At 68.2% G+C, this 23,281-nt stretch carries 23 protein-coding genes and 1 tRNA gene; 11 read left to right on the plus strand and 13 right to left on the minus strand.

Going from position 1 to position 23,281, the window contains the following annotated elements:
• The first annotated feature begins 3 nt into the window (after positions 1 to 3).
• A complete protein-coding gene (locus tag ACT6XY_RS00495; protein WP_444746385.1) occupies positions 4 to 510 on the plus strand; it encodes a PaaI family thioesterase in 507 nt (168 codons plus the stop codon).
• Between the two features lie 116 nt (positions 511 to 626).
• On the opposite strand, the gene ACT6XY_RS00500 is transcribed toward ACT6XY_RS00495, so the two are convergent.
• The 3 genes from ACT6XY_RS00500 to ACT6XY_RS00510 form a co-directional block, all read right to left on the minus strand.
• Positions 627 to 1,508, minus strand: coding sequence for a DMT family transporter (locus tag ACT6XY_RS00500; protein ID WP_444746386.1), 882 nt, complete (start codon positions 1,506 to 1,508; stop codon positions 627 to 629).
• Positions 1,505 to 2,284, minus strand: a complete 780-nt coding sequence (locus tag ACT6XY_RS00505) for a TSUP family transporter (protein ID WP_444746387.1) — start codon at positions 2,282 to 2,284, stop codon at positions 1,505 to 1,507. Before ACT6XY_RS00505 ends, ACT6XY_RS00500 begins: the two co-directional genes overlap by 4 nt.
• Before the next feature lie 196 nt (positions 2,285 to 2,480).
• Positions 2,481 to 2,822, minus strand: coding sequence for a DUF1127 domain-containing protein (locus tag ACT6XY_RS00510; RefSeq protein WP_444746388.1), 342 nt, complete (start codon positions 2,820 to 2,822; stop codon positions 2,481 to 2,483).
• A 201-nt stretch (positions 2,823 to 3,023) separates the two neighbouring features.
• Here ACT6XY_RS00510 and ACT6XY_RS00515 point away from each other — a divergent pair, with 201 nt between their 5' ends.
• On the plus strand, positions 3,024 to 3,905 hold the full coding sequence (locus tag ACT6XY_RS00515) for a LysR substrate-binding domain-containing protein (RefSeq protein WP_106749546.1): 882 nt from the start codon (positions 3,024 to 3,026) through the stop codon (positions 3,903 to 3,905).
• Positions 3,906 to 4,345: 440 nt separating this feature from the next.
• On the opposite strand, the gene ACT6XY_RS00520 is transcribed toward ACT6XY_RS00515, so the two are convergent.
• Positions 4,346 to 5,716: a glutamate--cysteine ligase gene (locus ACT6XY_RS00520; protein ID WP_444746389.1), complete on the minus strand. Its 1,371-nt coding sequence runs from the start codon at positions 5,714 to 5,716 to the stop codon at positions 4,346 to 4,348.
• 287 nt (positions 5,717 to 6,003) lie between these two features.
• Here ACT6XY_RS00520 and ACT6XY_RS00525 point away from each other — a divergent pair, with 287 nt between their 5' ends.
• From ACT6XY_RS00525 to hisS, 3 genes are read left to right on the plus strand one after another with little or no spacing between them, the layout of a single operon-like run.
• Positions 6,004 to 6,657: a hypothetical protein gene (locus ACT6XY_RS00525; protein WP_444746390.1), complete on the plus strand. Its 654-nt coding sequence runs from the start codon at positions 6,004 to 6,006 to the stop codon at positions 6,655 to 6,657.
• On the plus strand, positions 6,654 to 7,379 hold the full coding sequence (locus ACT6XY_RS00530) for a hypothetical protein (RefSeq protein WP_444746391.1): 726 nt from the start codon (positions 6,654 to 6,656) through the stop codon (positions 7,377 to 7,379). The genes ACT6XY_RS00525 and ACT6XY_RS00530 overlap by 4 nt, the downstream gene beginning before the upstream one ends.
• Positions 7,380 to 7,412: 33 nt before the next feature.
• A complete protein-coding gene (hisS, locus tag ACT6XY_RS00535) occupies positions 7,413 to 8,984 on the plus strand; it encodes a histidine--tRNA ligase (RefSeq protein WP_444746392.1) in 1,572 nt (523 codons plus the stop codon).
• A gap of 313 nt (positions 8,985 to 9,297) precedes the next feature.
• On the opposite strand, the gene ACT6XY_RS00540 is transcribed toward hisS, so the two are convergent.
• From ACT6XY_RS00540 to dnaN, 5 genes are all read right to left on the minus strand, one after another.
• A complete protein-coding gene (locus ACT6XY_RS00540) occupies positions 9,298 to 9,918 on the minus strand; it encodes a trimeric intracellular cation channel family protein (RefSeq protein WP_444746393.1) in 621 nt (206 codons plus the stop codon).
• A gap of 5 nt (positions 9,919 to 9,923) precedes the next feature.
• Positions 9,924 to 10,532, minus strand: a complete 609-nt coding sequence (gene grpE / locus ACT6XY_RS00545) for a nucleotide exchange factor GrpE (RefSeq protein ID WP_444746394.1) — start codon at positions 10,530 to 10,532, stop codon at positions 9,924 to 9,926.
• A gap of 81 nt (positions 10,533 to 10,613) precedes the next feature.
• A complete protein-coding gene (locus ACT6XY_RS00550; RefSeq protein WP_444746395.1) occupies positions 10,614 to 11,642 on the minus strand; it encodes a 2-dehydropantoate 2-reductase in 1,029 nt (342 codons plus the stop codon).
• Positions 11,643 to 11,653: 11 nt separating this feature from the next.
• Complete coding sequence (folD, locus tag ACT6XY_RS00555; protein WP_444746419.1) at positions 11,654 to 12,553, minus strand: bifunctional methylenetetrahydrofolate dehydrogenase/methenyltetrahydrofolate cyclohydrolase FolD; 900 nt, start codon at positions 12,551 to 12,553, stop codon at positions 11,654 to 11,656.
• A gap of 14 nt (positions 12,554 to 12,567) precedes the next feature.
• On the minus strand, positions 12,568 to 13,686 hold the full coding sequence (gene dnaN / locus ACT6XY_RS00560) for a DNA polymerase III subunit beta (RefSeq protein WP_444746396.1): 1,119 nt from the start codon (positions 13,684 to 13,686) through the stop codon (positions 12,568 to 12,570).
• Between the two features lie 251 nt (positions 13,687 to 13,937).
• Between dnaN and ACT6XY_RS00565 the strand changes: the two genes are divergently transcribed.
• On the plus strand, positions 13,938 to 14,342 hold the full coding sequence (locus ACT6XY_RS00565) for a hypothetical protein (protein WP_444746397.1): 405 nt from the start codon (positions 13,938 to 13,940) through the stop codon (positions 14,340 to 14,342).
• Between the two features lie 12 nt (positions 14,343 to 14,354).
• On the opposite strand, the gene dnaA is transcribed toward ACT6XY_RS00565, so the two are convergent.
• From dnaA to rpsT, 3 genes are all read right to left on the minus strand, one after another.
• Entirely contained in the window at positions 14,355 to 15,761 is a 1,407-nt protein-coding gene (dnaA, locus tag ACT6XY_RS00570; protein ID WP_444746420.1) for a chromosomal replication initiator protein DnaA, read from the minus strand.
• A gap of 155 nt (positions 15,762 to 15,916) precedes the next feature.
• On the minus strand, positions 15,917 to 16,363 hold the full coding sequence (locus tag ACT6XY_RS00575; protein ID WP_444746398.1) for a rhodanese-like domain-containing protein: 447 nt from the start codon (positions 16,361 to 16,363) through the stop codon (positions 15,917 to 15,919).
• 729 nt (positions 16,364 to 17,092) lie between these two features.
• A complete protein-coding gene (rpsT, locus tag ACT6XY_RS00580; protein ID WP_106751058.1) occupies positions 17,093 to 17,359 on the minus strand; it encodes a 30S ribosomal protein S20 in 267 nt (88 codons plus the stop codon).
• A 206-nt stretch (positions 17,360 to 17,565) separates the two neighbouring features.
• Between rpsT and ACT6XY_RS00585 the strand changes: the two genes are divergently transcribed.
• The 4 genes from ACT6XY_RS00585 to ACT6XY_RS00600 all read left to right on the plus strand — a co-directional run bounded on the left by ACT6XY_RS00585 (position 17,566) and on the right by ACT6XY_RS00600 (position 21,637).
• Positions 17,566 to 18,459 (plus strand): DMT family transporter, encoded by an 894-nt coding sequence (locus tag ACT6XY_RS00585; RefSeq protein WP_444746399.1) that lies wholly within the window; start codon positions 17,566 to 17,568, stop codon positions 18,457 to 18,459.
• 502 nt (positions 18,460 to 18,961) lie between these two features.
• On the plus strand, positions 18,962 to 20,533 hold the full coding sequence (locus ACT6XY_RS00590) for a 2-isopropylmalate synthase (protein ID WP_444746400.1): 1,572 nt from the start codon (positions 18,962 to 18,964) through the stop codon (positions 20,531 to 20,533).
• A 10-nt stretch (positions 20,534 to 20,543) separates the two neighbouring features.
• Positions 20,544 to 21,458, plus strand: a complete 915-nt coding sequence (locus ACT6XY_RS00595; protein WP_444746401.1) for an ROK family protein — start codon at positions 20,544 to 20,546, stop codon at positions 21,456 to 21,458.
• A gap of 103 nt (positions 21,459 to 21,561) precedes the next feature.
• Positions 21,562 to 21,637: transfer RNA gene (locus tag ACT6XY_RS00600), tRNA-Lys, on the plus strand.
• 113 nt (positions 21,638 to 21,750) lie between these two features.
• On the opposite strand, the gene ACT6XY_RS00605 is transcribed toward ACT6XY_RS00600, so the two are convergent.
• Positions 21,751 to 22,389: a hypothetical protein gene (locus ACT6XY_RS00605; protein WP_444746402.1), complete on the minus strand. Its 639-nt coding sequence runs from the start codon at positions 22,387 to 22,389 to the stop codon at positions 21,751 to 21,753.
• Between the two features lie 195 nt (positions 22,390 to 22,584).
• On the opposite strand from ACT6XY_RS00605, the gene ACT6XY_RS00610 reads away from it, so the two are divergent.
• A complete protein-coding gene (locus ACT6XY_RS00610; protein ID WP_444746403.1) occupies positions 22,585 to 23,202 on the plus strand; it encodes a GbsR/MarR family transcriptional regulator in 618 nt (205 codons plus the stop codon).
• The last annotated feature ends 79 nt before the right edge of the window (positions 23,203 to 23,281 follow it).

Genomic DNA, 23,281 nt, shown 5'->3' on the forward strand with positions numbered 1-23,281 from the left:
ACCATGACTGCCGCTGCCCCCGCTCCCGCCCTGCGCTACGGCGTCGTCGACATGGCGGAGGCCACGGGGCAGGACGGCATCGATTTTCTGCGCGGCATGCTGGAGCAGCGCTATCCGGCGCCGCCCATCGCACGGTCGATGGGCTTCATCCTGACGGAAGTCGCGCCGGGCCTTGCCGTGTTCGAGGGCACGCCCACCGCCGACTTCTTCAACCCGCTCGGAACCATCCACGGCGGCTGGACGGCAACGATCCTCGACTCGGCCCTCGGCTGCTGCGTCCACACGCTGGTCAAGGCGGGGCAGGGCTATACGACCGTCGAGATGAAGGTGAACTACGTCCGGGCACTGATGCCGCAGACCGGGCTCGTGCGCTGCGAGGGCAAGGTGGTCCATGCGGGATCGCGCATCGCCACGTCGGAGGCGCGCCTCGTCGACGGGAAGGGCCGGCTCATCGCCCATGCCACCGAGACCTGCATGATCTTCGAGGCACGGGTGCCCGCGGCGTCATAAAGACCGTCGCCGGCATCGTCTTCGTCATGGCCGGGACGAGCCCGTCCGTGACGCGACATCCGTCGCGCCTTGGTGCCGCATTCCGCAGATCGCGGAGGGTGCGGGTCGGGCCATCGTCAGGTCCGTGACCGCCGCATGGCGGTGAGGCAGGCGAAGATGATGAGCGCGGCGCCGGCCCAGGTCGTCCAGGCGGGCACTTCCGAGAAAGCGAGATAGCCGAGGCCGGCGCTCCAGATGAGGGCGGTGTATTCGATGACGCCGAGCGGCCCGGCGGCGGCATGCTTGAAGGCCCAGGCCATGCAGAGGTGGCCGGCGAGCCCGAAGGCGCCGATGCCGAGGAAGATCCACCAGGACCGCGCCTCCGGCACCTCCCAGACGACCCAGGCGAAGGGGGCGATGATGAGGAGGGGGAAGAGGTTCTGGAACAGGATGATGAGGCCGAAGGGATCGGTCTGGGCGCGCTTTCTCAGCAGCACGAGATTGGCGGCATAGGCCAGCGCCGAGGACACCGCTGCGGCGATGCCGAGGACGCGGATCAGATCGAACTCCCCGCCGCCGACCTTGCCGGCGACGATGATCGCCATGCCGACGAAGCCGACGAGAATGGCGATGAGCACCGGCTTCTGGATCGCCTCCTTGAGGATCAGCGAGGCGAGCACCGCGAGGAACAGCGGCGACAGGAAGGCCAGCGTGATCGCCTCGGCCAGCGGCAGGGTGGCGAGCGCGTAGAAGAACAGGAAGGCGGTGATGGTGACGAGCACGCCGCGCAGGAGATGGGCGCGCACCATCTCGCCGCTCGGGGCCGGAGGCCTCGTCCACAGGAAGAAGGCGATCGCCCAGGGCATGCCGCAGGCATAGCGCATGAAGACGATCTGGGCCGTCGGATGGGCATTGGCCACGCCCTTGATCAGCGCGTCCATCACCGACAGCAGGAAGATGCCGAGGGCGGCGACGATGAAGGGCGCGAAGCGGTGGCCGGCGAAGGTCGAGGGGGTCATGGCCACCACAGGGCGCGCGATGCGTCGAAGAGGAGCTTGGTGCCGGCGAGGCCGACGAGGACATAGCAGAGCGTGAAGAGCTGCTGGCGGGGCAGGGCGTCGTGGAGGCGCCGGCCAACGAGGACGCCGATCGGCACGACCGGTGCGAGGGCGAGCGCCTTGACGAAGACGCCGGGCTCGCCGAGGCCGGAATAGACGTAGCCGGGCAGCTTCACGACGTTGCCGACGGTGAAGATGGCCACTGTGGTGGCGGCATATTCGGTCTTCGTCAGCCCGCGCCGCAGCAGATACATGGCCATGGGCGGCCCGCCGGCATGGGCGATGTAGGTGGTGAAGCCGGCGCCGGCCCCGGCCGCATTGGCGAGCAGCGGCGAGACGGGCAGCACCTTCACGGCAGCGCCGCGTCGCATGAAATAGTCGAGGGTGAAAGCGAGCGTGATCAGCGCGATGCCCAAGGCGACCCAGCGGCGGTCGACATATTCGAAGACGAGGAAGCCGAGGAGGAGCCCGCCGAGGAAGCCCGGCATGATCCAGGTGAGGTCCGCCTTCGACCAGGCCGTGCGCGGGAAGGACGCCAGGGCGAAGACGTCCATGAAGGCGACCAGCAGTGCTGTGACGATGGCCGCCTGGATCGGATCCATGACGAGTGCCAGTAGCGGAATGCCGAGAATGGCGAGGCCGCCGCCGAAGGCGCCCTTGCCGAGCCCCATGAGGAAGGTGGCGAGGCCGCCGACGGCGTAGAAGGTCCAGTCTGCGGGGAGGCCTGCAAGGGTCATGGATTCGCGCTCGGGGTCCGTTGCTCTAGCGGGCCCGCGCCCCGCCGCATAGGGCAGGGGTCCCCGTCGTGGCAGCAGGCCACGAAAAAAGAGCCGCCGCGGGGCACGCGGCGGCTCGAGGTTGTCAGGGAAGCGAACGCGAGGGGACGGCTTCTTCCCGGACAGGCTGTGGGTCGTGAAGGGCGCGGGCGCGCCCTCACATGGAGGGAACGGTGCGCGACAGGGCGGCGCCGACGTCGGGCACCAGCGGCGGACCGCTGAGCTGGCGGGCCGTACCGAGGCCGGAGCGGCGGCCCTGGCGCTCGCTTGCACGGGCGGCGATCACCTGCGTGGGATCGCCGAAATACCCGGCCGCCGTGGCGTCTCGAAGGTCGCTCCGCGTCAGGCCGAGGTCATGGAGCGTGCGCTCGTCCATGTCGCAGAGGGCGGCGTAGCTCTCGCGGGCCTCGCGCCAATTGCGGAAAGCCACGATCTGGCGGCGCACGACAGCGGCCACCGAGAGGACGGTGGACGAAAGGGTGGCGGCGAACATCGGCATGGGGGCTCTCCTCGGCGGGTCGGACGTCGGCACGCCTGTCCCCTCGCCGGCGTCGGGTGACGCAAACGTCCGGGTGTGTCACCCGGTCCACGGGGGCATGTGCCGATGAGGACAGAATGTCACAGGCCAATTGATCATTGAAGCGAATGTTTTTAATCTCTATCATCAGCGTTGATGATGTGACGTCTCGGGGGCGCGCCAATGGCCATTCTTCTCGATATCGACCAGCTGCGCACGTTCATGGCCATAGCCGACACCGGCAGCTTCACCCGCGCCGCGGACGTGGTGTTCAAGACCCAGTCGGCCGTTTCCATGCAGATGAAGCGGCTGGAGGAGCGGATCGGCAAATCCCTGTTCGAGCGCGACGGCCGCGCCTCGCGCCTTACCGAGGACGGCGAACGGCTGCTCGACTATGCCCGCCGCATCGTCAAGCTGAACCTCGAGGCGGTTTCCGCCTTCGCCACCGCCGAGCTGACGGGCCGCGTGCGCCTCGGCGTTCCCGACGACTATGCCGACCGCTACCTGCCGGAGATCCTGGCGCGCTTCTCGCGGTCCAACCCCCGTGCCGAGGTCACCGTCATTTGCGAGCCGTCGTCCATGCTCGCCGAGCGGATCCAGGCGAACGAGCTCGACATCGCCATCATCACCCACACGCCGCAGAAGGGCCCGGCGCTGGTCTTCCGCCGCGAGCAGCTCCTGTGGGTCGCGTCCGCCCGCTCCTCCGTGCACTGCGACGACCCCGTGCCGCTCGCGGTCGGGCGGCCGACCTGCGACTGGCGCCGCGCCGCCACCGAGCGGCTGGAGGGGGCCGGGCGCTCCTACCGCATCCTCTATGCCAGCTGGAACGCAGCCGCCGTCGGTGCGGCGGTCATGGCGGGCCTCGCTGTTTCGGTGCTGCCGGAATCGGCGCTCCGGCCCGGCATGCGGGTGCTGCAGCCCTCGGACGGCTTCCCGGCGCTGCCCTCGGTCAGTGTCGCGCTGCTGCGCAATCCGCATGAGATGTCCCAGCTCGCCGAGGCGCTGGCGGATCACGTGGTGTCGAGCCTCGACAACCTCACGGAGCACGCCCAGGCGGCGGAGTGAGGAGGGGAGGCGTGCGGTGCGGTGGACTTGCCACCGCCTTCGCCGCGTCATGCCCGGGCTCGTCCCGGGCATCCACGACTTGAACACCACGGTCACAAGAGAATGCGTGGATGCCCGGCACAAGGCCGGGCATGACGCACAGGTGGTGGGGCAGGCAATCGCCTGCACCCATGAAGTGCGTCCTTCGAGGCTCGTCACCGGACGATGCTGACGCATCGCCGGGGCCTCGCACCTGAGGATGAGGATCGTGGTGACCGGCATCAGCGTGGTGGGCCGCTCGACCACATCCGCGTCATCCAGCCGAAGTGCAAGTCACCACCCACCTCATCCTGAGGTGCGAGGGCCAAGCCCGAGCCTCGAAAGGCGCACTTCGCCGATGCAGGGTGCCGTCGCGCACGGTTCAACCCCGGGCAACCGGACAGTCAGACAGCCCGCCAGCCTCAGTACGCCTGTTCCTCGAAGACCCGGTCGATCTGGCCCTGCCAGGGACCGAGATATTTCTCGATCAGCGCCTCGGCGGCGGTGCGGCCGTCGTCGACGATGGCCTGGATCGGATCGAGATAGCGCGTCTCGTCGCAGCCGTTCATGTCGAGCCGGTCGCGGCGGCGCAGGCCCGTGCGGGCCAGCGTCAGCATCTCGCGGGCGAGTTCGCCCACCGTCAGGCCGCGGATCTCCGCCTTGAAGCCGAGCTTCGGTACGTCGTCGCGCAGCTTCTGCCGCTCTTCCGCCGTCCAGTCCTTGACGAGGTCCCAGGCGGCGTCGAGCACGCCGTCATCGTAGAGCAGGCCGACGAAGAGCGCGGGCAGCGCCACGATCCGCGACAGGGGGCCTGAATCGGCACCGCGCATCTCGAGATAGCGCTTGAGACGGACCTCCGGGAAGATGGTGCCGACATGGTTCACCCAGTCGGAGAGCACGGCCCGCTCGCCGGGGGCCGCCGGGTTCTTCCCCGCCAGGAGGTCGCGGAAGGAGGAGCCGGCGACGTCGATATAGGTGTCGCCGCGCTTGATGAAATACATCGGGACGTCGAGGGCGTAGTCGACATAGCGCTCGAAGCTCATGCCGTCCTCGAAGGCGAAGGGCAGCATGCCGGCGCGGTTGTTGTCGGTGTCCATCCAGACGGCCGAGCGGAAGGAGAGGTAGCCGTTGAGCTTGCCCTCGGTGAAGGGCGAATTAGCGAAGATGGCGGTGGCCACCGGCTGCCAGGCGAGCGACACACGCAGCTTCTTGACCATGTCGGCTTCCGAGGCGAAGTCGAGGTTCGCCTGCACGGTCGAGGTCCGGTACATCATGTCGAGGCCGAGCGTGCCGACCTTCGGCATGTAGCGCGTCATGATCTGGTAGCGCGACTTCGGCATGACCGGCGTCTCGGCCCGGGTCCATTTCGGGCTCATGCCGAGGCCGAGGAAGCCGATGCCCATGGGGTCGGCGATCTCGCGCACCTGGGCGAAATGGGCGTGGGCCTCCATGCAGGTCTGGTGCAGCGTTTCAAGCGGCGCGCCGGAGAGTTCGAACTGGCCGCCCGGCTCCAGCGAGATGGCGCCGCCGCCGGTGACGTCGGCGAGGCCGATGATGTTCTCGCCGTCGAGGATCGGCTCCCAGCCGAGAAGTCCCTCCATCCCCTCGAGGATGGCGCGGATGCCGCGCGGCCCCTCATAGGGCACCGGGCTGTTGTCGTTGCGGTAGAAGCCGAACTTCTCGTGCTCGGTCCCGACGCGGAACCTGTCCTTCGGTTTGACGCCCTTTTCGATCCAGGCGACCAGTTCGTCGCGGGATTCGATGGGCGTCAGGTCGACTGTATCGCGGGCCATGCAGGGGTCCTGATGCGGATGCGAAGGCGAGGGGCGGGGAGCAAAGCACGCCGCTCCGGCCCGGCATAGTCCGGGGAGATAGCGTTCGACAGGCGGTTACGGAAGGGGCTGGGCCACCGTTACGCCCGGCTGCCGACACATTGCCGCCATGCCGCCCCTGCGCATCCCGACGGTATTCCGATGTCTTGCCAAGCGTTTGGACCGGTTTTTCGCGGCTCTTGCGGCTGCGGCGGGGCGGGTCCGGGCGGCCATGCTATCCTGCCGGTCGATTCGTCCGGAGGAGCCTCGTGTCCATGCGTTCGCCCGTTTCGATCCCGGTCCTCGCCGCGCTCGCCCTCTTCGCCGCCCTCCCCGCCGCGGCCCAGACCCAGCAGGTGACGCCCACCCAGCAGGCGCCGGACCGGGTCGCGCCCGCCCCGCTCGGCCCGACGCCGACCGACATCTCCGCCGAGGCGCGCCGCGCACAGGAGGCCGCCGCCGCAGGCCGGGCGGTGGAGGCGCTGGACGCCCTCGACGAGGCGGCCATCGCCATTTCCGAGAAGATGCCGCTGACGATCCGCCGTGCCACCTTCGTCGCCGAGGAGCCGCAGGGCTACGGCGTCTTCAACCCGCGGGATTCCACGAGCTTCGAAATCGGCCAGCCGCTGCTCGTCTATGCCGAGCTGGCGGGGCAGGGCTGGCGGCGCTCCGGCGACATCTTCCGCACCGACCTGGTGCTCGATTTCGAGCTGCGCCGCGCCGACGGCCAGTCGCTGGTGGCCCAGCAGGCCTTCAACACGATCGCCACAGCCAGCCGCCGCCGCAACCGCGAGTTCTTCCTCTATGTGACCTATTCCTTCTCCGGCCTCGAACCCGGGGACTATGTGGTGCGCACCACGGTGCGCGACCGGGCGGGGAACAAGCAGACCGCCTTCGATCTCACCTTCGCGGTCCGCCGGTGAGGCTTGCCGGCCTCGTCCTGGGGGGACTGATCGCCGCCGGCCCCGTGCTGGCGCAGGACTTTCCCGGCTTTGCGCGGCAGGCGGCGGGCGGCGGCCACGCCGTGATGGAGGTGGCGCAGCCCCACCCGGTGCGGCTGCCGGGCGTCGTCACCACCCGCTTCGAGCTCAGGGCGGGCGAGTGCGGCGCGCCCTGTCCGGCCGATACGGAACGGGCGGAACTCAGCGAGGCGGGCCCCGGCATCGCGCCGGGCACAGAGGCCTTCACCGCGCTCTCCCTCTTCATCCCGCGCGGCACGACGGCGACGCCCGGGATCACCGTGACGCTCGCAAAGCTCGTGCAGGGCGAGCGCGTGCTTCTCGCACTGGACTGGCGGGAGGCGGGCCTCGTCGCCTCGGGGCCTGCGGCCGGCGGCGAGGTGGTGGTGGTGCCGGCGAACGCCCTCACCCAGCGCTGGCACGACGTCTTGATCGACCAACGCTGGTCGGCCGGGGCTGACGGCCGCCTCGCCCTCTGGGTCAACGGCCAGCGCCTGGTGCAGCGCACGGGCGCGAATGCCGCAGCGGGCGGTCCCGTGCGGCTCGTGCACGGCCTCTCCCGCGCGCCGGTCTCGGCCTGGACGGCGCGGTTCGGCGCCCGCACGCCCACCCAGGTGGTCTATTTCGCCCATGTCCGGCGCGACCCCGACCGGGCCGCGGTCGACATCGACCTGAGGGTGCGCTAGCAAGCCGCCTCACGTTACTGCCGGAAGACCGCCATGTCCGAGACCCCGAAGAAGAAGCCCGGCACGCTCGCCCGCCTGCCGCGCGGCTTCGTCGACCGCGACGCCGCCGAGATCGCCGGCGTCAACGCCATGCTGGACACCATCCGCGGGGTCTACGAGCTCTACGGCTTCGAGGCGGTGGAGACCCCGGCCATCGAGTTCACCGATGCGCTCGGCAAGTTCCTGCCCGACCAGGACCGGCCGAACGAGGGCGTCTTCTCCTTCCAGGACGACGACGAGCAGTGGCTGTCGCTGCGCTACGACCTCACCGCGCCGCTCGCCCGCTATGTCGCCGAGCATTTCGACGCGCTGCCCAAGCCCTATCGCAGCTATCGCGCCGGCTATGTCTTCCGCAACGAGAAGCCGGGACCGGGCCGCTTCCGCCAGTTCATGCAGTTCGATGCCGACACGGTGGGCTCGGCCTCGCCCGCGGCCGATGCCGAGATCTGCATGATGGCGGCCGACACGATGGAGAAGCTCGGCATCGCCCGCGGCGACTACGTCGTGCGCGTCAACAACCGCAAGGTGCTCGACGGACTACTTGAGGCGGTTGACCTCGGCGGACCGGAGAATGCGGGACGTCGGCTGACAGTGCTGCGGGCTATCGACAAGCTCGATAAATTCGGTCCCGAAGGCGTGAAGCTGCTGTTGGGTGCCGGGCGCAAGGACGAGAGTGGCGACTTCACCAAGGGCGCGGGCTTATCGCCGGAAGCAGCGGACCATGTAATCGGTTTCCTGCAGACAGAGACCTATCACAATCCCAGCGCTGCCATTGTTCCTCGCGACAATCCAGAACTCGCGGGAATGAAGGGGGGCATTATGTTCTCTGCTCCAACGAATGCGCTTTTTTCCAACGCCCTTTGGTTGAACGAGACTTTCCAGGAGGGCTTACGTGAGCTGAACGAAATCCGCTATTTGGTTGAACGAGCTGGCTACGGTGCGGATCGTATCAAAGTAGATATGGGCATCGTTCGCGGCCTCGAGTACTACACCGGCCCGGTCTACGAGGTGGAGCTGACCTTCCCCGTCACCAACGACGACGGCCAGGTGGTGCGCTTCGGCTCGGTCGCCGGCGGTGGGCGCTATGACGGGCTCGTCGCCCGTTTCCGCGGCGAGGAGGTGCCGGCCACCGGCTTCTCCATCGGCGTCTCGCGCCTCGCGGCGGCCCTGAAGTCCCTCGGCAAGCTCGGGGCGGAAAAGCCCGTCGGTCCGGTCGTCGTCCTCGTCATGGACCGCGACCAGATCGCGCACTATCAGGGCATTGTCTCAGACCTCCGGAAAGCCGATCCGCCCATTCGCGCGGAGATGTATCTCGGTTCCTCAGGCATGAAGGCGCAGATGAAATATGCCGACCGCCGCAACGCGCCGGCCGTGATCATCCAGGGGTCCAACGAGCGCGACCATCCCGATGGCGAGATGGTCATGATCAAGGACCTCGTCGCCGGCGCCGAGGCCGCCAAGACCATCACCGACAATGCCGAATGGCGCGCCTCCCGCCCGGCGCAGTTCGCGGCGAAGCGCGGCGAACTGGTGGAGAAGATCCGGGAGCTGCTCGCAGGGCGGTGAGGGGTCAGGCCGGTTTGGCGCACTGCACCGCCGGAGTGCGTCCTTCGAGGCTCGCGCCGGACCATGCTGACGCATGGCCGGGGCTCGCACCTCAGGATGAGGATGGGGGGTGCGTTGCGCGCCGGGTGCCACGCGTCAGGCTTGCCCGATGCCGTAAGCCGACCGTCCTCATCCTGAGGTGCGAGCGACAGCGAGCCTCGAAGGACGCACTTGCGCAGTGCAGATCGCCAGTTCAGCTGCAGTTCTCGAACGTGCCCAATCTCTACCCGAACAGCGTCACGCTGTCAAGGACAATAATCCTATTTGCCGCCCCTCACCCATCCCGCCGGCCATAGGTCGGCAGAGACCAGCCGTGGCGGATGGCGAGACCGCGGATGGCGAAGACCACGACGAAACCGACGAGGTCGTCGAGGTCCGGCGAGACGAAGCGGTTCGCCAGGGCGAAGGCGACGGCGCCGGCCAGCGAGGCCGTGACATAGACGTCGCGGCGCAGCGCCAGCGGCACGTCGCCGGCGAGGATGTCGCGGATGATGCCGCCGAAGGTCGCCGTGACGACGCCGAGCAGCACGGCGGAGATGGCCGGCGCGCCGGCCTCCAGCGCCTTGGCGGTGCCGGTCACGGTGAAGAGCGCGAGGCCGAGGGCGTCCGCCCAGAGGATGACGCGGGTGCGGCCCTCCCGTTCGAAGTGATGGGCGGAGACGAAGGCTGCGAGCGAGACCGCCGCGCAGATGATCACCACCGCGGGGTCGAGGATCCATGGCACCGGCCTGACGCCGAGGAGGACGTCGCGCAGGGTGCCGCCGCCGATGCCGGTGACGGTGCCGAGCAGGACGAAGCCGAAGGGGTCCATCTGCTTGCGCGCCGCCACCAGGGCGCCGGTGAGGGCGAAGACCGCGACCCCTGCCCATTCCAGCCAGGGCAGGAGCCCGGTCATGGCGGTCAGGCGTCGTCGGAGGCGGCGGCCTGCGGGGCGGCCTTCGGACCGCCGGTGGAGACGCCGACGAGGGCCGGGCGCAGCACGCGCTCGCCGATGACGAAGCCGGCCTGAACGGTCTGCACCACGGTGCCCTTCGGCACCTCGGCGTTGGGGATCTCGAACATGGCCTGGTGCAGGTTCGGGTCGAACTTCTGCCCGTCCGGCGCGATCTTCTTCACGCCGTGCTTCTCGAGGGTCTTCAGGAGCTCGCGCTCTGTGAGGTCGATGCCCTCCATGAAGGCCTTGAGCGGACCTTCGGCGGGGCGGGCCTCCTCGGGGAGGGTCTCGAAGGCGCGGCGCATGTTGTCGGCGACGTTCAGCATGTCCCGGGCGAAGGAGGTGACGCCATAGGTGCGGGCGTCGGCCACCTCGCGCTCGGTGCGCTTCCTCAGGTTCTCCATCTCCGCGAGGGTGCGGAGCATGCGGTCCTTCATGTCGCGCGCCTCGGCCTGGGCGGCGGCGAGCAGGGCGGGGCCGGCATCGGCCAGCGTCTCCACGGTCTCGCCGGCCTCGGCGGTCTGGTCGGCCTCGTCGATCGGCACTTCGTCGTGCCCGTTCTTCGGGTTGGTCATGGCATCTCGCCTGTGATGGAAAAGGGTGGCCCGGATATCGAGCCTCCGGCGCCCAAAATCAAGGTTGAAGGCGGCAGGCGGTCAGGCCGCGGTGACGGCTGCGAGGATGTCGCGGCCGCTCATCGCCGCGCCGGGCCGCCGGCCCGAGACGAGCCTGACCATGGCCGCGTTGCGCGGCGCCGTGAGACCTGCGGCCGCCGCGAGGCGCACCACGGCGCCGCAGAGGTCGTCGATCTCGGTCGGCCGTCCCGCGGCGAGGTCGTCGGCCATGGAGGAGCGGGCTGTCGGCGCGATCGTCAGCATGGACGCGGCGATGCGGGAAAAGGCGAAGGTCGGCAGGCGCAGGATGGTCGGGATGAGGCGTGGCGGAGCGGCGCCGATCTTCGCGGGCCGGATGCCGGCGGCCTTCATCACAGCGAGCGCCTCGTCCTGCAGGGCGGCGAGGGCGCGGCGGCAGTCGCGGTCCATCAGTTCGGCGCGCAGCGGGAGGCCGGAGAGGGCGTTGACCGGGTTGTTGAGGTTGAGGAGCAGCTTGCCCCATTGCACCGGTACCATGTCGGCGACGAGGGTAAGCCGCAGGCCCGCCGCGGCGAAGAGCGGCGCGAGGGCGCGGGTCACCGCATGGTCCTCGGCGTGCAGTTCGCCGGACGTGGTCTGCCGGGCGACGAGCCGGCCGCTCTCGTCCCTGTCTAGGGTGACGTTGAACGGCACCATGGCGGCGAGAGCCTGGAGGTCCCGCGCCGCGGCGCGGATGCGGCCGATATTGTCGACGCCGTTCTGGAGCGACAGGACCGGGGTGCCGGGCGCGAAGGCCGCGCCGGCTTCGGCCGCCGCCTCGGCGGTCGCACCGCCCTTGGTGCAGAGGAGGAGGACGGGGTCCGCGCCGTCCATGGTCGCCGCCTCGGCGGCCGCCGCGGCGAGGCGAAAGCGGTCGGGACACAGGAGGCGGGTGGCGCCCTCGAGATCCGTGACGGCGAGGCCATGGGCCGCGAGATCGGCCGAGCGCCGGCCACGGGCGACGAAGGTGACGTCCGCCCCCGCTGCGGCGAGGGCGCCGCCCACCCGGCATCCGATGGCGCCGGCTCCGATCACCACGAAGCGCTGCGCCATCCCGGCCTCCGTCAGGCGCCGAGGGGAGGGCGGGGCAGGCCCTCCCGCAGATGGGCGGCCGCCAGGGTGTTCGCCATCAGGAGGGCGATGGTCATCGGCCCGACGCCGCCCGGCACCGGGGTGATGGCGGCGGCGTGGACAGCCGCCTCCTCGGTCGCGACGTCGCCGACGAGGCGCGTCTTGCCCTCGCCCTTCTCGGGGGCGGGAATGCGGTTGATGCCGACGTCGATGACGACCGCGCCGGACTTCACCCAGTCGCCGCGTACCATCTCGGGCCGTCCCACAGCCGCCACCAGGATGTCTGCCGTGCGGCAGAGGGCGGGCAGGTCGGCGGTGCGGGAATGGGCGATGGTGACGGTGGCGTCGCGCTGGAGCAGGAGCTGGGCGACCGGCTTGCCGACGATGTTGGAGCGGCCGACGACGACGGCGTGCTTACCGGCGAGGGAGGGGCCGAGCACGCTCTCGACGAGGATCACCGAGCCAGCGGGGGTGCAGGGCACGAGCGCCTTCTCGGCGGCGCCCGAGCCGAGCAGGCCGACATTGATGGGGTGAAATCCGTCGACGTCCTTGGCCGGGTCGATGGCGAGGAGGACGCGGTCAGTGTCGATGCCCTTCGGCAGCGGCAGCTGCACGAGGATGCCGTCGATGCCCGGATCGGCGTTGAGCTTCGCGACGATCGCGAGAAGGTCCGCCTCGCCCGTCGTCACGGGGAGCGTGTGCTGCTCGGAGCGGAAGCCGGCGGCCTCGGCCTCGCGGCCCTTGTTGCGCACATAGACCTGGCTCGCGGGGTCCTCGCCCACCAGCACCACGGCGAGGCCGGGAGGGCGGCCCTTGGCGGCGGCGAAGGCGGCGGCGCGCTCCTTCACATCGGCGAGAAGGCGGGTGGCGACGGCCTTGCCGTCGATGCGGATGGCGGCCACCGCCGTCAGACCCGCATCGGCATGAGCACGTAGAGGGCCCCCGGCCCGGCGGGGTCGTGGATGAGGGTGGGCGAGCCCGGATCGGCCAGCTTCAGCTCGATGGTGTCGCCGTCGATCTGGCTGGTGATGTCGAGCAGGTAGCGCGAGTTGAAGCCAATATCGATGCCGTCGGCCTCGTAGGAGACCTCCAGCTCTTCCGTCGCGCTGCCGGAATCGGGGTTAGTCACCGACAAGGTCAGCTTGCCGTCGCCGGCCGAGAGCTTCACGGCCCGGCCGCGCTCGGAAGAGACGGTTGAGACACGGTCGACGGCCGCGGCGAACTCGCCCTTCTCGACGGTGAGGATCTTGTCGTTGGCCAGCGGAATGACGCGGGCATAATCCGGGAAGGTGCCGTCGATCAGCTTGGAGGTCAGCACCGTCTCGCCGAAGCGGAAGCGCACCTTGGCGGTGGAGAGCTCGACCGTGACGCTCGCGTCCGGCGTGTCGGCGAGGCGCTGGACCTCGGCCACGGTCTTGCGGGGCACGATGACGCCCGGCATGCCGGCGGCACCGGCGGGCGCCTCGAACTCCACCTGGGCGAGGCGGTGACCGTCGGTGGCGACGGCGCGGATCAGGCTCTGGCCGCCCTTCTCCACCACGTGGAGGAAGATGCCGTTGAGATAGTAGCGCGTCTCCTCGGTGGAGATGGCGAACTGCGTCTTGTCGATGAGCCGCTTCAGGTGGCCGGCGGGCAGCTGGAAGCTGTGCGACATGTCGCCTGCGGCGATGTCCGGGAAATCGCTCTCGGGGATGGTCTGCAGGGTGAAGCGCGAGCGTCCCGCCTTGACGGCCAGGGTGCCCTTGTCGCCGATCATCTCGAGCTGGATCTGCGAGCCGTCGGGGAGCTTGCGGACGATGTCGTAGATCATGTGGGCGGGGACCGTGGTGCCGCCGGCAGTCGCGACCTCGGCGGGCAGGGTCTCCACCACCTCGATGTCGAGGTCGGTCGCCTTGAGCCGGAGGGAGGCGCCGTCCGCCTTCATCAGCACGTTCGACAGAACGGGGATGGTGTTGCGCCGTTCGACGACCCGGTGGACGTGGCCGAGGGATTTCAGGAGCTGGGCCCGCTCGACGGTGACCTTCATCAATGCTGCTCCAAACGACTCGAGGAGGCGCAGGCGATCCCACGCCCCGAAAACAAGGGGCGTCAGTCAACCCCGCGGCGCAACATGATGCAAGGGCAAGGCCAGCCGCCGTGGGGCTATCCACGGCCTTTTCCGTGTTCCCGGGCGCCGTGGGACCGCGCGCGGCCCGAAACCGGCGATCGCGCCTTGCCTTCGCGGCCCCGAGGCCCGATCTATCGGGGATAGCGCCGGCTTCTCGACGGAGAGACCCCATGCCCACGATCCGCACCCGCCTCAGCGCCGGCCTCGCCGCCGCGGCCCTCGTCCTCGGCACTGCGCTGGCGGCGCTCCCCGTGCAGGCCCAGTTCAACGATGGGGGCGGCCTCGGCGGCGGCCGCGGGGACATCGATTCCCGCAACAACCGCCTCACCGTCTCCATCCGTGTCGTGACGGTGGGGAGTTTCTGCGTCAGGGCGGTGGAGGCGGTGGGCTACGACCCGCGCCTCAACCAGCGGCTCTTCCGCATCGGCTTCGATTCCGGACCCATGACGTCGGTGGGGGTCACGGCCTACGAGAACGCCTTCTCGAGCGCTCGCACCGAGGGAGATGCGGCGGCCGCGCTCGCCGCTGCCCAGCGGGACGCGCAGCCCTATCGCCGCGGCCCGGGCCAGTGCTGACGGCTCGCCGCCTCAATCGTTGAGGCGGCGCTTCAGGGCTTCCACTTCCTCGCTCAAGGCCGGATCCTGGCCGACAAGGCCCTCGATCTTGCGCACGGCGTGCAGCACGGTCGTGTGGTCGCGGCCGCCGAAGCGCCGGCCGATCTCGGGCAGCGAACGCAGGGTCATGGTCTTGGCCAGATACATGGCGATCTGGCGCGGGCGGACCACGGTGGCGGTGCGCCGGGAGGACAGGATGTCCGAGCGGCTGACGTTGTAGTGCTGCGCCACGATCTTCTGGATGTCCTCGATCTTCACCCGCTTCGGCTCGGCGATGCGGACGAGGTCACGGATGGAGCGCTCGGCCATCTCGATGGTCACAGGCTGGTTGGTGAGGCGGTTGGTGGCGATCAGCCGGTTGAAGGCGCCGTCGAGGTCGCGGCCGTTCTGGGTCACGTTCTTGGCGACGTAGCTCATCACCGTCGGCGGCACGTCGAAGCCGGGGTGCTGGGCCCGGGCATGGGCGAGCTTCTGCTTGAGGATATCGAAGCGCAGGTTCTCGTCCAGCGCGCCGATCTCCACGGTCAGGCCGCCGGCGAGGCGCGAGCGGACCCGCTCGTCGAGGTTCTCGAGGTCGGAGGGCGGCCGGTCGCCGGCGACGACGATCTGGCGGCCGGCGTCGATCAGCGCGTTCAGCGTGTGGCAGAACTCGGCCTGGGTCTGCTTGCCCTGCAGGAACTGGAGGTCGTCGATGATGAGGAGATCGATGTTGCGCAGCGCCTCCTTGAAGGCGATGGCGGTCTGGTTCTTCAGGGCGGCGACGAAGCCGAAGGTGAATTTCTCCGCCGTCAGATAGAGCACCCGCCGGCCGCCTGCCTGCGCGGTGCCGGCCACGGCCTGCAGCAGGTGCGTCTTGCCGAGGCCGACGCCGGCATGGATATAGAGCGGGTTGAACAGCACCGCGTCGGACGGCCGCGACTGCGCGACCTGGAGGGCTGCGGCGCGGGCGAGCGTGTTGGAGCGGCCCTGCACGAAGGTCTCGAAGGTCAGGCGCGGGTCGAGCGGCGAGCCGCCGAGCGTGTTCTGGGCCGCCGAGAGGTGAGTCCCGTCATGGCGCTGCGGCGCCGGGGCGGGGGCAGCCGGGCGGGCCGCCTCCTCGACGGGACGCGGGCGGGACACGGTGCGGGCACCGGCCGCCGTGCGGACGATGACCTCGATGGCCACGGGCTGACCGGCTTCCTCGGACCAGCGGGCGATGATGCGGTCCTTGTAGTGATGGTCGATCCAGCTCTTCAGGAAGCGCGTGGGCACGGACAGGCGGACCGCGTCGGTCTCCGCCAGATCGATCTCGATGCTCTTGAACCAGCTCGAGAAAACATCCTCACCGAGTTCGGCGCGCAGACGCCGCCCGACGCGCTCCCAGATCGCTCCTGCACGCATGGAATCGCTCATCGTATCGGTCTTGCCTTCGGTCGGTTCGCGGACACGTTCGGAAGTGGCAAACACGATGGTCTCCAGTCAAAAAGTCCGGTGGATGAAATTTCAGGGGGTGGGTACGCGGGGATCACGCCAGATCGTGATGAGGCCGGCAGCCCTCAGGGCTGGACCCAGGGCAGGCCCGCGGCCTTCCAGCCGGCCTTCGTGCCGCGATGTCCCTGCTCGTCATGCGGGCCCTCGAAGCCGCCGCTGACGTTGTAGCAGCGGGAATGGCCCGCCGCGGTCATGGCAATGGCGGCAGCCTTCGAACGGATGCCGGACCGGCAGAGGAAATAGAGCGGGGCATCCTTCGGGACACCGCGCTCGGCCAGCTTGGCGGCGAGAGCGGTCGCGAAATCCGGGTTGACGCCCATCGCGGGAAATACCTGCCATTCGATGCGGATCGGCTCGCGCCCGACAGCCTTCAGGTCAGGTGCACCGATATAGGCCCACTCCGCCGTCGTGCGGACGTCGACCAACTGGGCGGCGGCGTCCTGCATCAGGGCGTCGAGGCTGTCCTGTGGTGTGACGTCGCCGGCATAACCGGCCTCTTGCACATGCGACATTGTCCACCCACGCGTCCACATCATGGCCGCGCGCCTCAGTTGTTTCAAAGTTGTTCAGCTCAGAGGGGTGCCCCGGCTGCAGTGGGTCGACCGCAGCCCGAAATCTTCACCTCCGGCTTCAGGCCGAATACTGAAGCGGCTGAAGGAGTGAATTGGCCTCGACTGAGGCAAAACTCTCCCATGCCCGATGTTGCGGGCGCCGCGCGTCAGCTCTTCCATGAAGCCCGAGGTGGCCCCCCCGAGTGACCCGATTGATACACAGGGGCTTCGGACCCGGCAACGGAATTCCATTAATAAATGGTTAAGGCCGGTCGCTTGACTCCCCCCGGGATTTGGGTTTGCGGAGACCGGCTTTTCAAGCCCCTGATGAATCGGCCAATTTCAAATCGGCCCTGTCGGGACCCCGGCTGACTCCGGCCTGGGGAGGCGGCCGGGAGGGGGAGCGGCGGACACGCGGTCGCCGCATTTCGGGGCCGGAACGATTCCGTCCCCCGGCTAACCAACTGGAATCTGAATTGTTTTCCTGACGTGCCTTTAGCCGGTTCAGGGTCGCCCTCCCTGCCACGGAAGGGGGCGTGATAAAAAAAGGAGGTTGACGGCCTTCTGTTGCCGAATCGCAACGGCTCCCCTGCGTCACCCTCGTCTCCCGCTGCGCCAACGAAAAAGCCCGGCGCGAGGCCGGGCTTTCGGAACGATGTCGCAGCGCGCTGGGGCGCCGGCGGGAAGGGCTCAGGCGCCGATCTTGGCGATGCGGGTCGCGAGACGCGAGACCTTGCGGGAAGCGGTGTTCTTGTGGAGCACGCCCTTCTGGGCGGCCCGCATGATCTCCGGCTGCGCGGCCTGGAAGGCGGCGGAGGCGGCGGTCTTGTCGCCGGAGGCAATGGCGTCCTCGAGCTTGCGCAGGAAGGTGCGCATGCGCGAGCGGCGCGCCTGGTTGACTGCGGTGCGCCGCGCGATGACGCGGGCGGCCTTCTTCGCGGATGCCGTATTGGCCATGGGTCTTGTCCCGGCGGCTGGCCCCGGCTTGGCCGGGGCACGAGAAAACGAGAGCGGCGGCACGGGGCCGCCACGGATCGGCGTGTATAGTCGCGTGGTTTCGGCGCGTCAACCGCGCAACGGGCCCATCTGCGAAATTCGCACGGGTCCGCCGGCCTTGGCCGGACTAGAAGGTGAGCCCCGCTCGCGATCGCCCCCGAGGCCCGATGACATCCAAGCCGCAGCGCAGCTTCGTCCTCGTCGTGTTCTGGATGGCTGGAACGCTCCTGTCCTTCTCCGCCATCGCCTTGTCGATCCGGGCGCTGCACGGCACGCTCACCGTGTTCGAGATCCTCGCCCTGCGCAACATCGGCGGCCTCGTCATTCTCGCGGCGATGATGGTGGCGGCGCCGGACGCAGGCCAGCGCATCCGGCCGACGAGTCCCGGCATCCACGTCATGCGCAACACGATCCACTTCGGCGGACAGGCGCTGTGGGCCTACGGGCTGACCGTGCTGCCGCTCGCCACCGTCTTCGCCATCGAGTTCACGACGCCGACCTGGGTGGCCATCTTCGCGGTGCTCTTCCTCGGCGAGCGGATGACGGCGGCGCGCGCCGCGGCGCTGGTGTTCGGCTTCCTCGGCGTGCTCGTCATCCTGCGCCCGGGCTTCGACAGCTTCCGCCCGGAGGCGCTGGCGGTGGCGGCGGCGGCCATCTGCTTCGGCGTGCAGCAGACGACGACGAAGTTCCTGACCGCGACCAACTCGACCTGGACCATCATGTTCTGGATGAACGTCATCCAGCTGCCGCTGAACCTCGCCGCCAACATGGTGGTCGGCGAGCCGGCCTTCTTCCTCGGCAAGCTCGCGCTCTCCCAGTGGCTGCCGCTGCTCGGCATCGGGGTCTGCGGCTTCACCGCGCACTACTGCCTCACCAACGCTTTCCGGCACGGCGACGCCATCGTGGTGACGCCCATCGACTTCCTGCGGGTGCCGCTCATCGGCCTCATCGGCTGGCTGGTCTATGGCGAGCAGCCCGAGGCCGCCGTGCTGCTCGGCGCCGCCATCGTGGTGGCGGGCGTGCTGATCAACATCTACGCGGAATCGCGCACGCGCACGTGAGTCTCTCCACAAGCCCCGTTTCGGGACGGGGTCGTTAACGGCACGGCGGATGGCGTGGGGAAACCCCGTGGATCGTCGGCAAGAACGGCCCCTTCGACACCGATTGTTTGACCGGACGGAAGCGGAACACCGGGAGGTCGGCGATTCGGTCATGCTCCGTTCCCGGCCCGTTGCAGGGGTTAACGCCATCGGCCGAACGGCGCGGTTCCTGACTTCACGCTTGCGTCCGACCCCCCGGATCAGCTAGTCAGAACCACCAGCGGCCCTGGAGCCGCCTTTGTCCGAGGATCGTCCGTGCCGATCGTCCGTGCGCCCGCACCGATCAGCCTTCGCGCTTTCAGCGCCACGCCCTCGCTTTCCCTCCTTCTGCTTATCCGCCCCTGAGCACCGGCAGGGCCATATGGCCTTGGCGCTCAGGGGATCACGCCACCGCAACCCGCAACCGGGGGCCTGCGAAGTGAGGCGCTGAACGCCGCCGCGGCCCGCAGCAAGGACGAGACCCATGACCAACACCACCAGCCCGTCCCCCAAGGACCGCGTCGTCATCTTCGACACCACCCTGCGCGACGGCGAGCAGTGCCCCGGCGCCACCATGACGCTGGAGGAGAAGCTCCAGGTCGCCGACGTCCTCGACGAGATGGGCGTCGACATCATCGAGGCGGGCTTCCCCATCGCCTCCATCGGCGACTTCGAGGCGGTCGTCGCCGTCGCCAAGCGGGTGAAGAACGCCGTCGTCACCGGCCTCGCCCGGGCCGGCATGAACGACATCGACCGTGCCGGCGAGGCGGTACGCCATGCCCGCCGTCCGCGCATCCACACCTTTCTGTCGACCTCGCCGGTGCACATGAAGCACAAGCTGCAGAAGTCGCCGGACGAGGTCCTGGCCATGGTGGTGGCCTCCGTCACCCGCGCCCGCAACCTGGTCGACGACGTGGAATGGTCGGCCGAGGACGGCACCCGCACCGAGCACGACTTCCTCTGCCGCTGCGTGGAAGCGGCGATCAAGGCCGGCGCCACCACCATCAACAGCCCCGACACGGTCGGCTACACCGCGCCGCACGAGTACAAGGCCCTGTTCGAGATGGTGCGCGCCCGCGTGCCGAACGCCGACAAGGCGGTGTTCTCGGTCCATTGCCACAACGATCTCGGCATGGCCGTGGCCAATTCCATCGCCGGCGTCGAGGGCGGCGCGCGGCAGATCGAGTGCACGATCAACGGTATCGGCGAGCGGGCCGGCAACGCGGCGCTGGAAGAGATCGTCATGGCGATCCGGACGCGCAACGACATCTTCCCCTATGAGACCGGCATCGACACGAAAATGCTGACGCGGGCCTCCAAGCTCGTCTCGACGGTCACCTCGTTCCCGGTCCAGTACAACAAGGCCATCGTCGGGCGGAACGCCTTCGCCCACGAGAGCGGCATCCACCAGGACGGGATGCTGAAGAACACCCAGACCTACGAGATCATGACGCCGGATTCGGTCGGCGTGAAATCGACCTCGCTGGTCATGGGCAAGCACTCGGGGCGCAACGCCTTCAAGGACAAGCTGAAGCACCTCGGCTACCAGCTGTCCGACAACCAGCTGGAAGACGCCTTCGTGCGCTTCAAGGAGCTCGCCGACCGCAAGAAGGTGATCTACGACGAGGACATCGAGGCGCTGGTGGACGAGAAGATCGCCCATAGCCAGGACCGCATGAAGGTCATGTCGCTGCTGGTGGTGGCCGGCACGATGGGGCCGCAGGCCGCCACCCTGACCCTCGACCTCGACGGCGTCCACAAGACCGTCCAGGCCTCGGGCAACGGGCCGGTCGACGCGGTGTTCAACGCCATCAAGGCGATCGTGCCGCACGAGGCGGTGCTGGAACTCTATCAGGTGCATGCCGTTACCCAGGGGACGGATGCACAGGCGGAGGTTTCGGTGCGGCTGCAGGCGGACGGCAACACGTTTACCGGCAAGGGCGCGGACCCGGACACGCTCGTGTCCTCGGCCAAGGCCTATCTGTCGGCGCTGAACAAGCTGATCGCCAAGCGCGAGCGCCTGCATCCGCAGCACGGCATCGTCGCCGCGGAGTAAGCACCACAGCATGCGCATCGGCATCGACCTCGGCGGTACCAAGATCGAGATTCTGGCCCTGGACGACCAGGGCCGGGAGCTCATGCGCCGCCGGGTATCGACCCCGCGCCACGACTACGGCGCCATCGTCGCGGCCATCGCCGGCCTCGTCACCGGCGTGGAGGCCGAGCTCGGTCTGGCCGGCACGGTGGGGGTCGGCATTCCCGGCTCCCTGTCGCCCGCCACCGGGCTCATCAAGAACGCCAACACCACCGTCCTCATCGGCCATCCGCTCGACAAGGACCTCGCAGCCGCCCTCGGCCGCGAGGTGCGGCTCGAGAACGACGCCAATTGCTTCGCCCTCTCGGAGGCCGTCGACGGCGCTGCCGCCGGGGCCGGGGTGGTGTTCGGCCTGATCATCGGGACCGGTGCAGGATCCGGCATCGTCATCGACGGCAAGGTGCTGCGCGGCCGCCATCTCATCGGCGGCGAGTTCGGGCACAATCCGCTTCCCTGGCCGACTGTCGACGAGGTCGTAGAGGCGCCGTCCTGCTATTGCGGGCAGAAGGGCTGTCTCGAGACCTGGGTCTCGGGCACGGGCTTCGCCGACGACTACCGCCGCGCCACGGGATCGCCCGTCCCGGCCCCCGAGATCGTCGCCATGGCGGCGGCCGGCGACGCGGTGGCCCGCGCGTCCTACGAACGCTACGTGTCGCGCCTAGCCCGCGGCCTCGCCCAGGTCGTCAATCTCATCGACCCCGACGTCGTCGTGGTGGGCGGCGGCATGAGCAACGTTCCCTCGCTCTATGCCGACCTGCCGCCGGCCATGGTGCCCTATGTCTTCTCCGACGCCTGCACCACGCCCATCGTCAAGGCGGTGCATGGCGACTCCTCCGGCGTGCGCGGCGCAGCCTGGCTCTGGCCCGCCGCTAACCCTGCCGCGTGACGGTGCATTGCGCCCGACGAAAAAGTTGGCGGGCGTTCTGGACAGGGCCCCCGGTGTCTGGTAGTCACCCGGCTCCCGCGCAGCCCCTCGGGCTTGCGGGCGTGGGTGATTAGCTCAGTTGGTAGAGCAGCTGACTCTTAATCAGCGGGTCGAAGGTTCGAGTCCTTCATCACCCACCATTCGAACCCTAGCATCTGTGCGTGACCGCAAGCTGGGTTCTGACTGACGGCCGCCTTCCCATAGTAGTTTGTTGCCTCTACCCGAGACGTGTGCGTGCCCTCTGGTTGGCGCGTTATCCGAATTCGCGATCCTCAAAGTATAATGGACTTATCGCAGTGCGGATGGCCCGCAGTATATCTTCAATTTTTGTATCATTCTCATGAGATATATCGAGCGTTAGTAACGTCCCTTTCCGAGTTGTGTTCAACGTTCTTCCATGTAGCGTGGAGCCGATGAAAAGCTCTGATCCCGCTTCTTTTGAAAAGAAAGGGCTGCGCATCTTTCCTTTCAAGCTATTTTTCCGTGCCGCTTTTGCAAGATCGCGTTGGTGGGCTACTGAGTGCCTTATCGCTACCCAATGAGCGAAGTGTTTGCCCATCAGTCGTTTCGCTTCCGCCAATGGGGCGGACCCTAGAAGCCCCGAGCTTGCTAAGGCTTCGTCCAAATCCTCAATCGTCGTGCCGATATCATGCAAGGTCATTGCGGCCTCGTTGGCGGCGGCTCGTAGCCAAGAGCTATAAACACTGCGAGCAGCAACAAAAGCGTCGCGGCTTGCCCTATAAAGTTCGTAAGAGTGCCGAATGTCTTCTGGGTTGCCCTTTGCGGCTGCGGCTTGGGCAATGAGGCTCTCTGTGTGGTCGAATAGAAGAACACAATGGGTAAATTTGTCCGCCGAGCTTGTTAGGCTCGCAAGAAGCGAGAACAGCGGCATGTCTAGTTCTTTATGAGCACCCAACTTACGAGGATCGATTGGTGGAAATCTGGTGTGTGACAAAGCGACCTCGCAGAAGATTTGGGGTGATTAATTCAGCTCCAAGGCAACATCATATCGGACGCGTCGGTCGCGTTGACCCCCTCTGTCGGGGCTGTTACTTCAGAAAATCCTGAAAATTCAGACGGGCGACCCATGAACCTGCCGCCGCTCATCCAGGCCTTCGTGCTGCATTTCGGCGAGATGGGGTCGCGCTGGGGCATCAACCGCACCGTCGGCCAGGTTTATGCCGTCATCTTCCTCGCCAACCGGCCGGTCTGTGCCGACGATCTCGTGGACGCGGTCGGCGTCGCGCGGTCGAACGTCGCCATGGCGCTGAAGGAGCTGCAGAGCTGGGAGCTCATCCGGCTGAAGCACGTGCCCGGCGAGCGCCGCGACTTCTACACGACCCTCGACGACATCTGGGCCATCGTCCGCAAGCTGGTGGAGCAGCGCAAGCGCCGCGAGATCGACCCGACCCTGACCGTGCTGCGGGAGCTTCTGATGCAGAGCCCGGCCTCCGAGGAGGAGCGCTTCGCCCAGGAGCGGATGCAGGAGATGCACGGGGTGATCGAGCTTCTCACCGGCTGGTACGACGACATCGAAAGGCTGGAGACGGAGCGGCTGGTGCAACTGCTCAGCCTCGGCTCGAAGATCGTCAAGGCGCTGGAGTGGAAGGACAAACTCTTCGTCGGGAAGGGTGGCCGCGGCCGGGCGAAGGGCGCGCCGGCCGGCGAGGGAGGCCCCGGCGACGCACCGCAGGGCAAGTCCTGACGCGCGCCGGCCCGGTTCTGATGAATTGACGTCCCGCTGCAAGTGTGAATCAATCTCCCGATATTGATTCTCAGGGATT

Source organism: Phreatobacter sp. (assembly GCF_052440005.1).
In the GTDB taxonomy this organism is placed as follows: domain Bacteria; phylum Pseudomonadota; class Alphaproteobacteria; order Rhizobiales; family Phreatobacteraceae; genus Phreatobacter.

Coding starts and splice junctions, on each gene's coding strand:
- dnaN (WP_444746396.1), bottom strand. CDS start 13,686: ATGAAGGTCACCGTCGAGCGGGCCCAGCTCCTGAAATCCCTCGGCCAC.
- ACT6XY_RS00595 (WP_444746401.1), top strand. CDS start 20,544: ATGCGCATCGGCATCGACCTCGGCGGTACCAAGATCGAGATTCTGGCC.
- ACT6XY_RS00565 (WP_444746397.1), top strand. CDS start 13,938: ATGCCCACGATCCGCACCCGCCTCAGCGCCGGCCTCGCCGCCGCGGCC.
- ACT6XY_RS00585 (WP_444746399.1), top strand. CDS start 17,566: ATGACATCCAAGCCGCAGCGCAGCTTCGTCCTCGTCGTGTTCTGGATG.
- ACT6XY_RS00610 (WP_444746403.1), top strand. CDS start 22,585: ATGAACCTGCCGCCGCTCATCCAGGCCTTCGTGCTGCATTTCGGCGAG.
- ACT6XY_RS00495 (WP_444746385.1), top strand. CDS start 4: ATGACTGCCGCTGCCCCCGCTCCCGCCCTGCGCTACGGCGTCGTCGAC.
- ACT6XY_RS00540 (WP_444746393.1), bottom strand. CDS start 9,918: ATGACCGGGCTCCTGCCCTGGCTGGAATGGGCAGGGGTCGCGGTCTTC.
- ACT6XY_RS00505 (WP_444746387.1), bottom strand. CDS start 2,284: ATGACCCTTGCAGGCCTCCCCGCAGACTGGACCTTCTACGCCGTCGGC.
- ACT6XY_RS00590 (WP_444746400.1), top strand. CDS start 18,962: ATGACCAACACCACCAGCCCGTCCCCCAAGGACCGCGTCGTCATCTTC.
- ACT6XY_RS00515 (WP_106749546.1), top strand. CDS start 3,024: ATGGCCATTCTTCTCGATATCGACCAGCTGCGCACGTTCATGGCCATA.
- ACT6XY_RS00605 (WP_444746402.1), bottom strand. CDS start 22,389: ATGCCGCTGTTCTCGCTTCTTGCGAGCCTAACAAGCTCGGCGGACAAA.
- dnaA (WP_444746420.1), bottom strand. CDS start 15,761: ATGCGTGCAGGAGCGATCTGGGAGCGCGTCGGGCGGCGTCTGCGCGCC.
- ACT6XY_RS00550 (WP_444746395.1), bottom strand. CDS start 11,642: ATGGCGCAGCGCTTCGTGGTGATCGGAGCCGGCGCCATCGGATGCCGG.
- grpE (WP_444746394.1), bottom strand. CDS start 10,532: ATGACCAACCCGAAGAACGGGCACGACGAAGTGCCGATCGACGAGGCC.
- ACT6XY_RS00510 (WP_444746388.1), bottom strand. CDS start 2,822: ATGCCGATGTTCGCCGCCACCCTTTCGTCCACCGTCCTCTCGGTGGCC.
- rpsT (WP_106751058.1), bottom strand. CDS start 17,359: ATGGCCAATACGGCATCCGCGAAGAAGGCCGCCCGCGTCATCGCGCGG.
- ACT6XY_RS00575 (WP_444746398.1), bottom strand. CDS start 16,363: ATGTCGCATGTGCAAGAGGCCGGTTATGCCGGCGACGTCACACCACAG.
- hisS (WP_444746392.1), top strand. CDS start 7,413: ATGTCCGAGACCCCGAAGAAGAAGCCCGGCACGCTCGCCCGCCTGCCG.
- ACT6XY_RS00500 (WP_444746386.1), bottom strand. CDS start 1,508: ATGACCCCCTCGACCTTCGCCGGCCACCGCTTCGCGCCCTTCATCGTC.
- ACT6XY_RS00520 (WP_444746389.1), bottom strand. CDS start 5,716: ATGGCCCGCGATACAGTCGACCTGACGCCCATCGAATCCCGCGACGAA.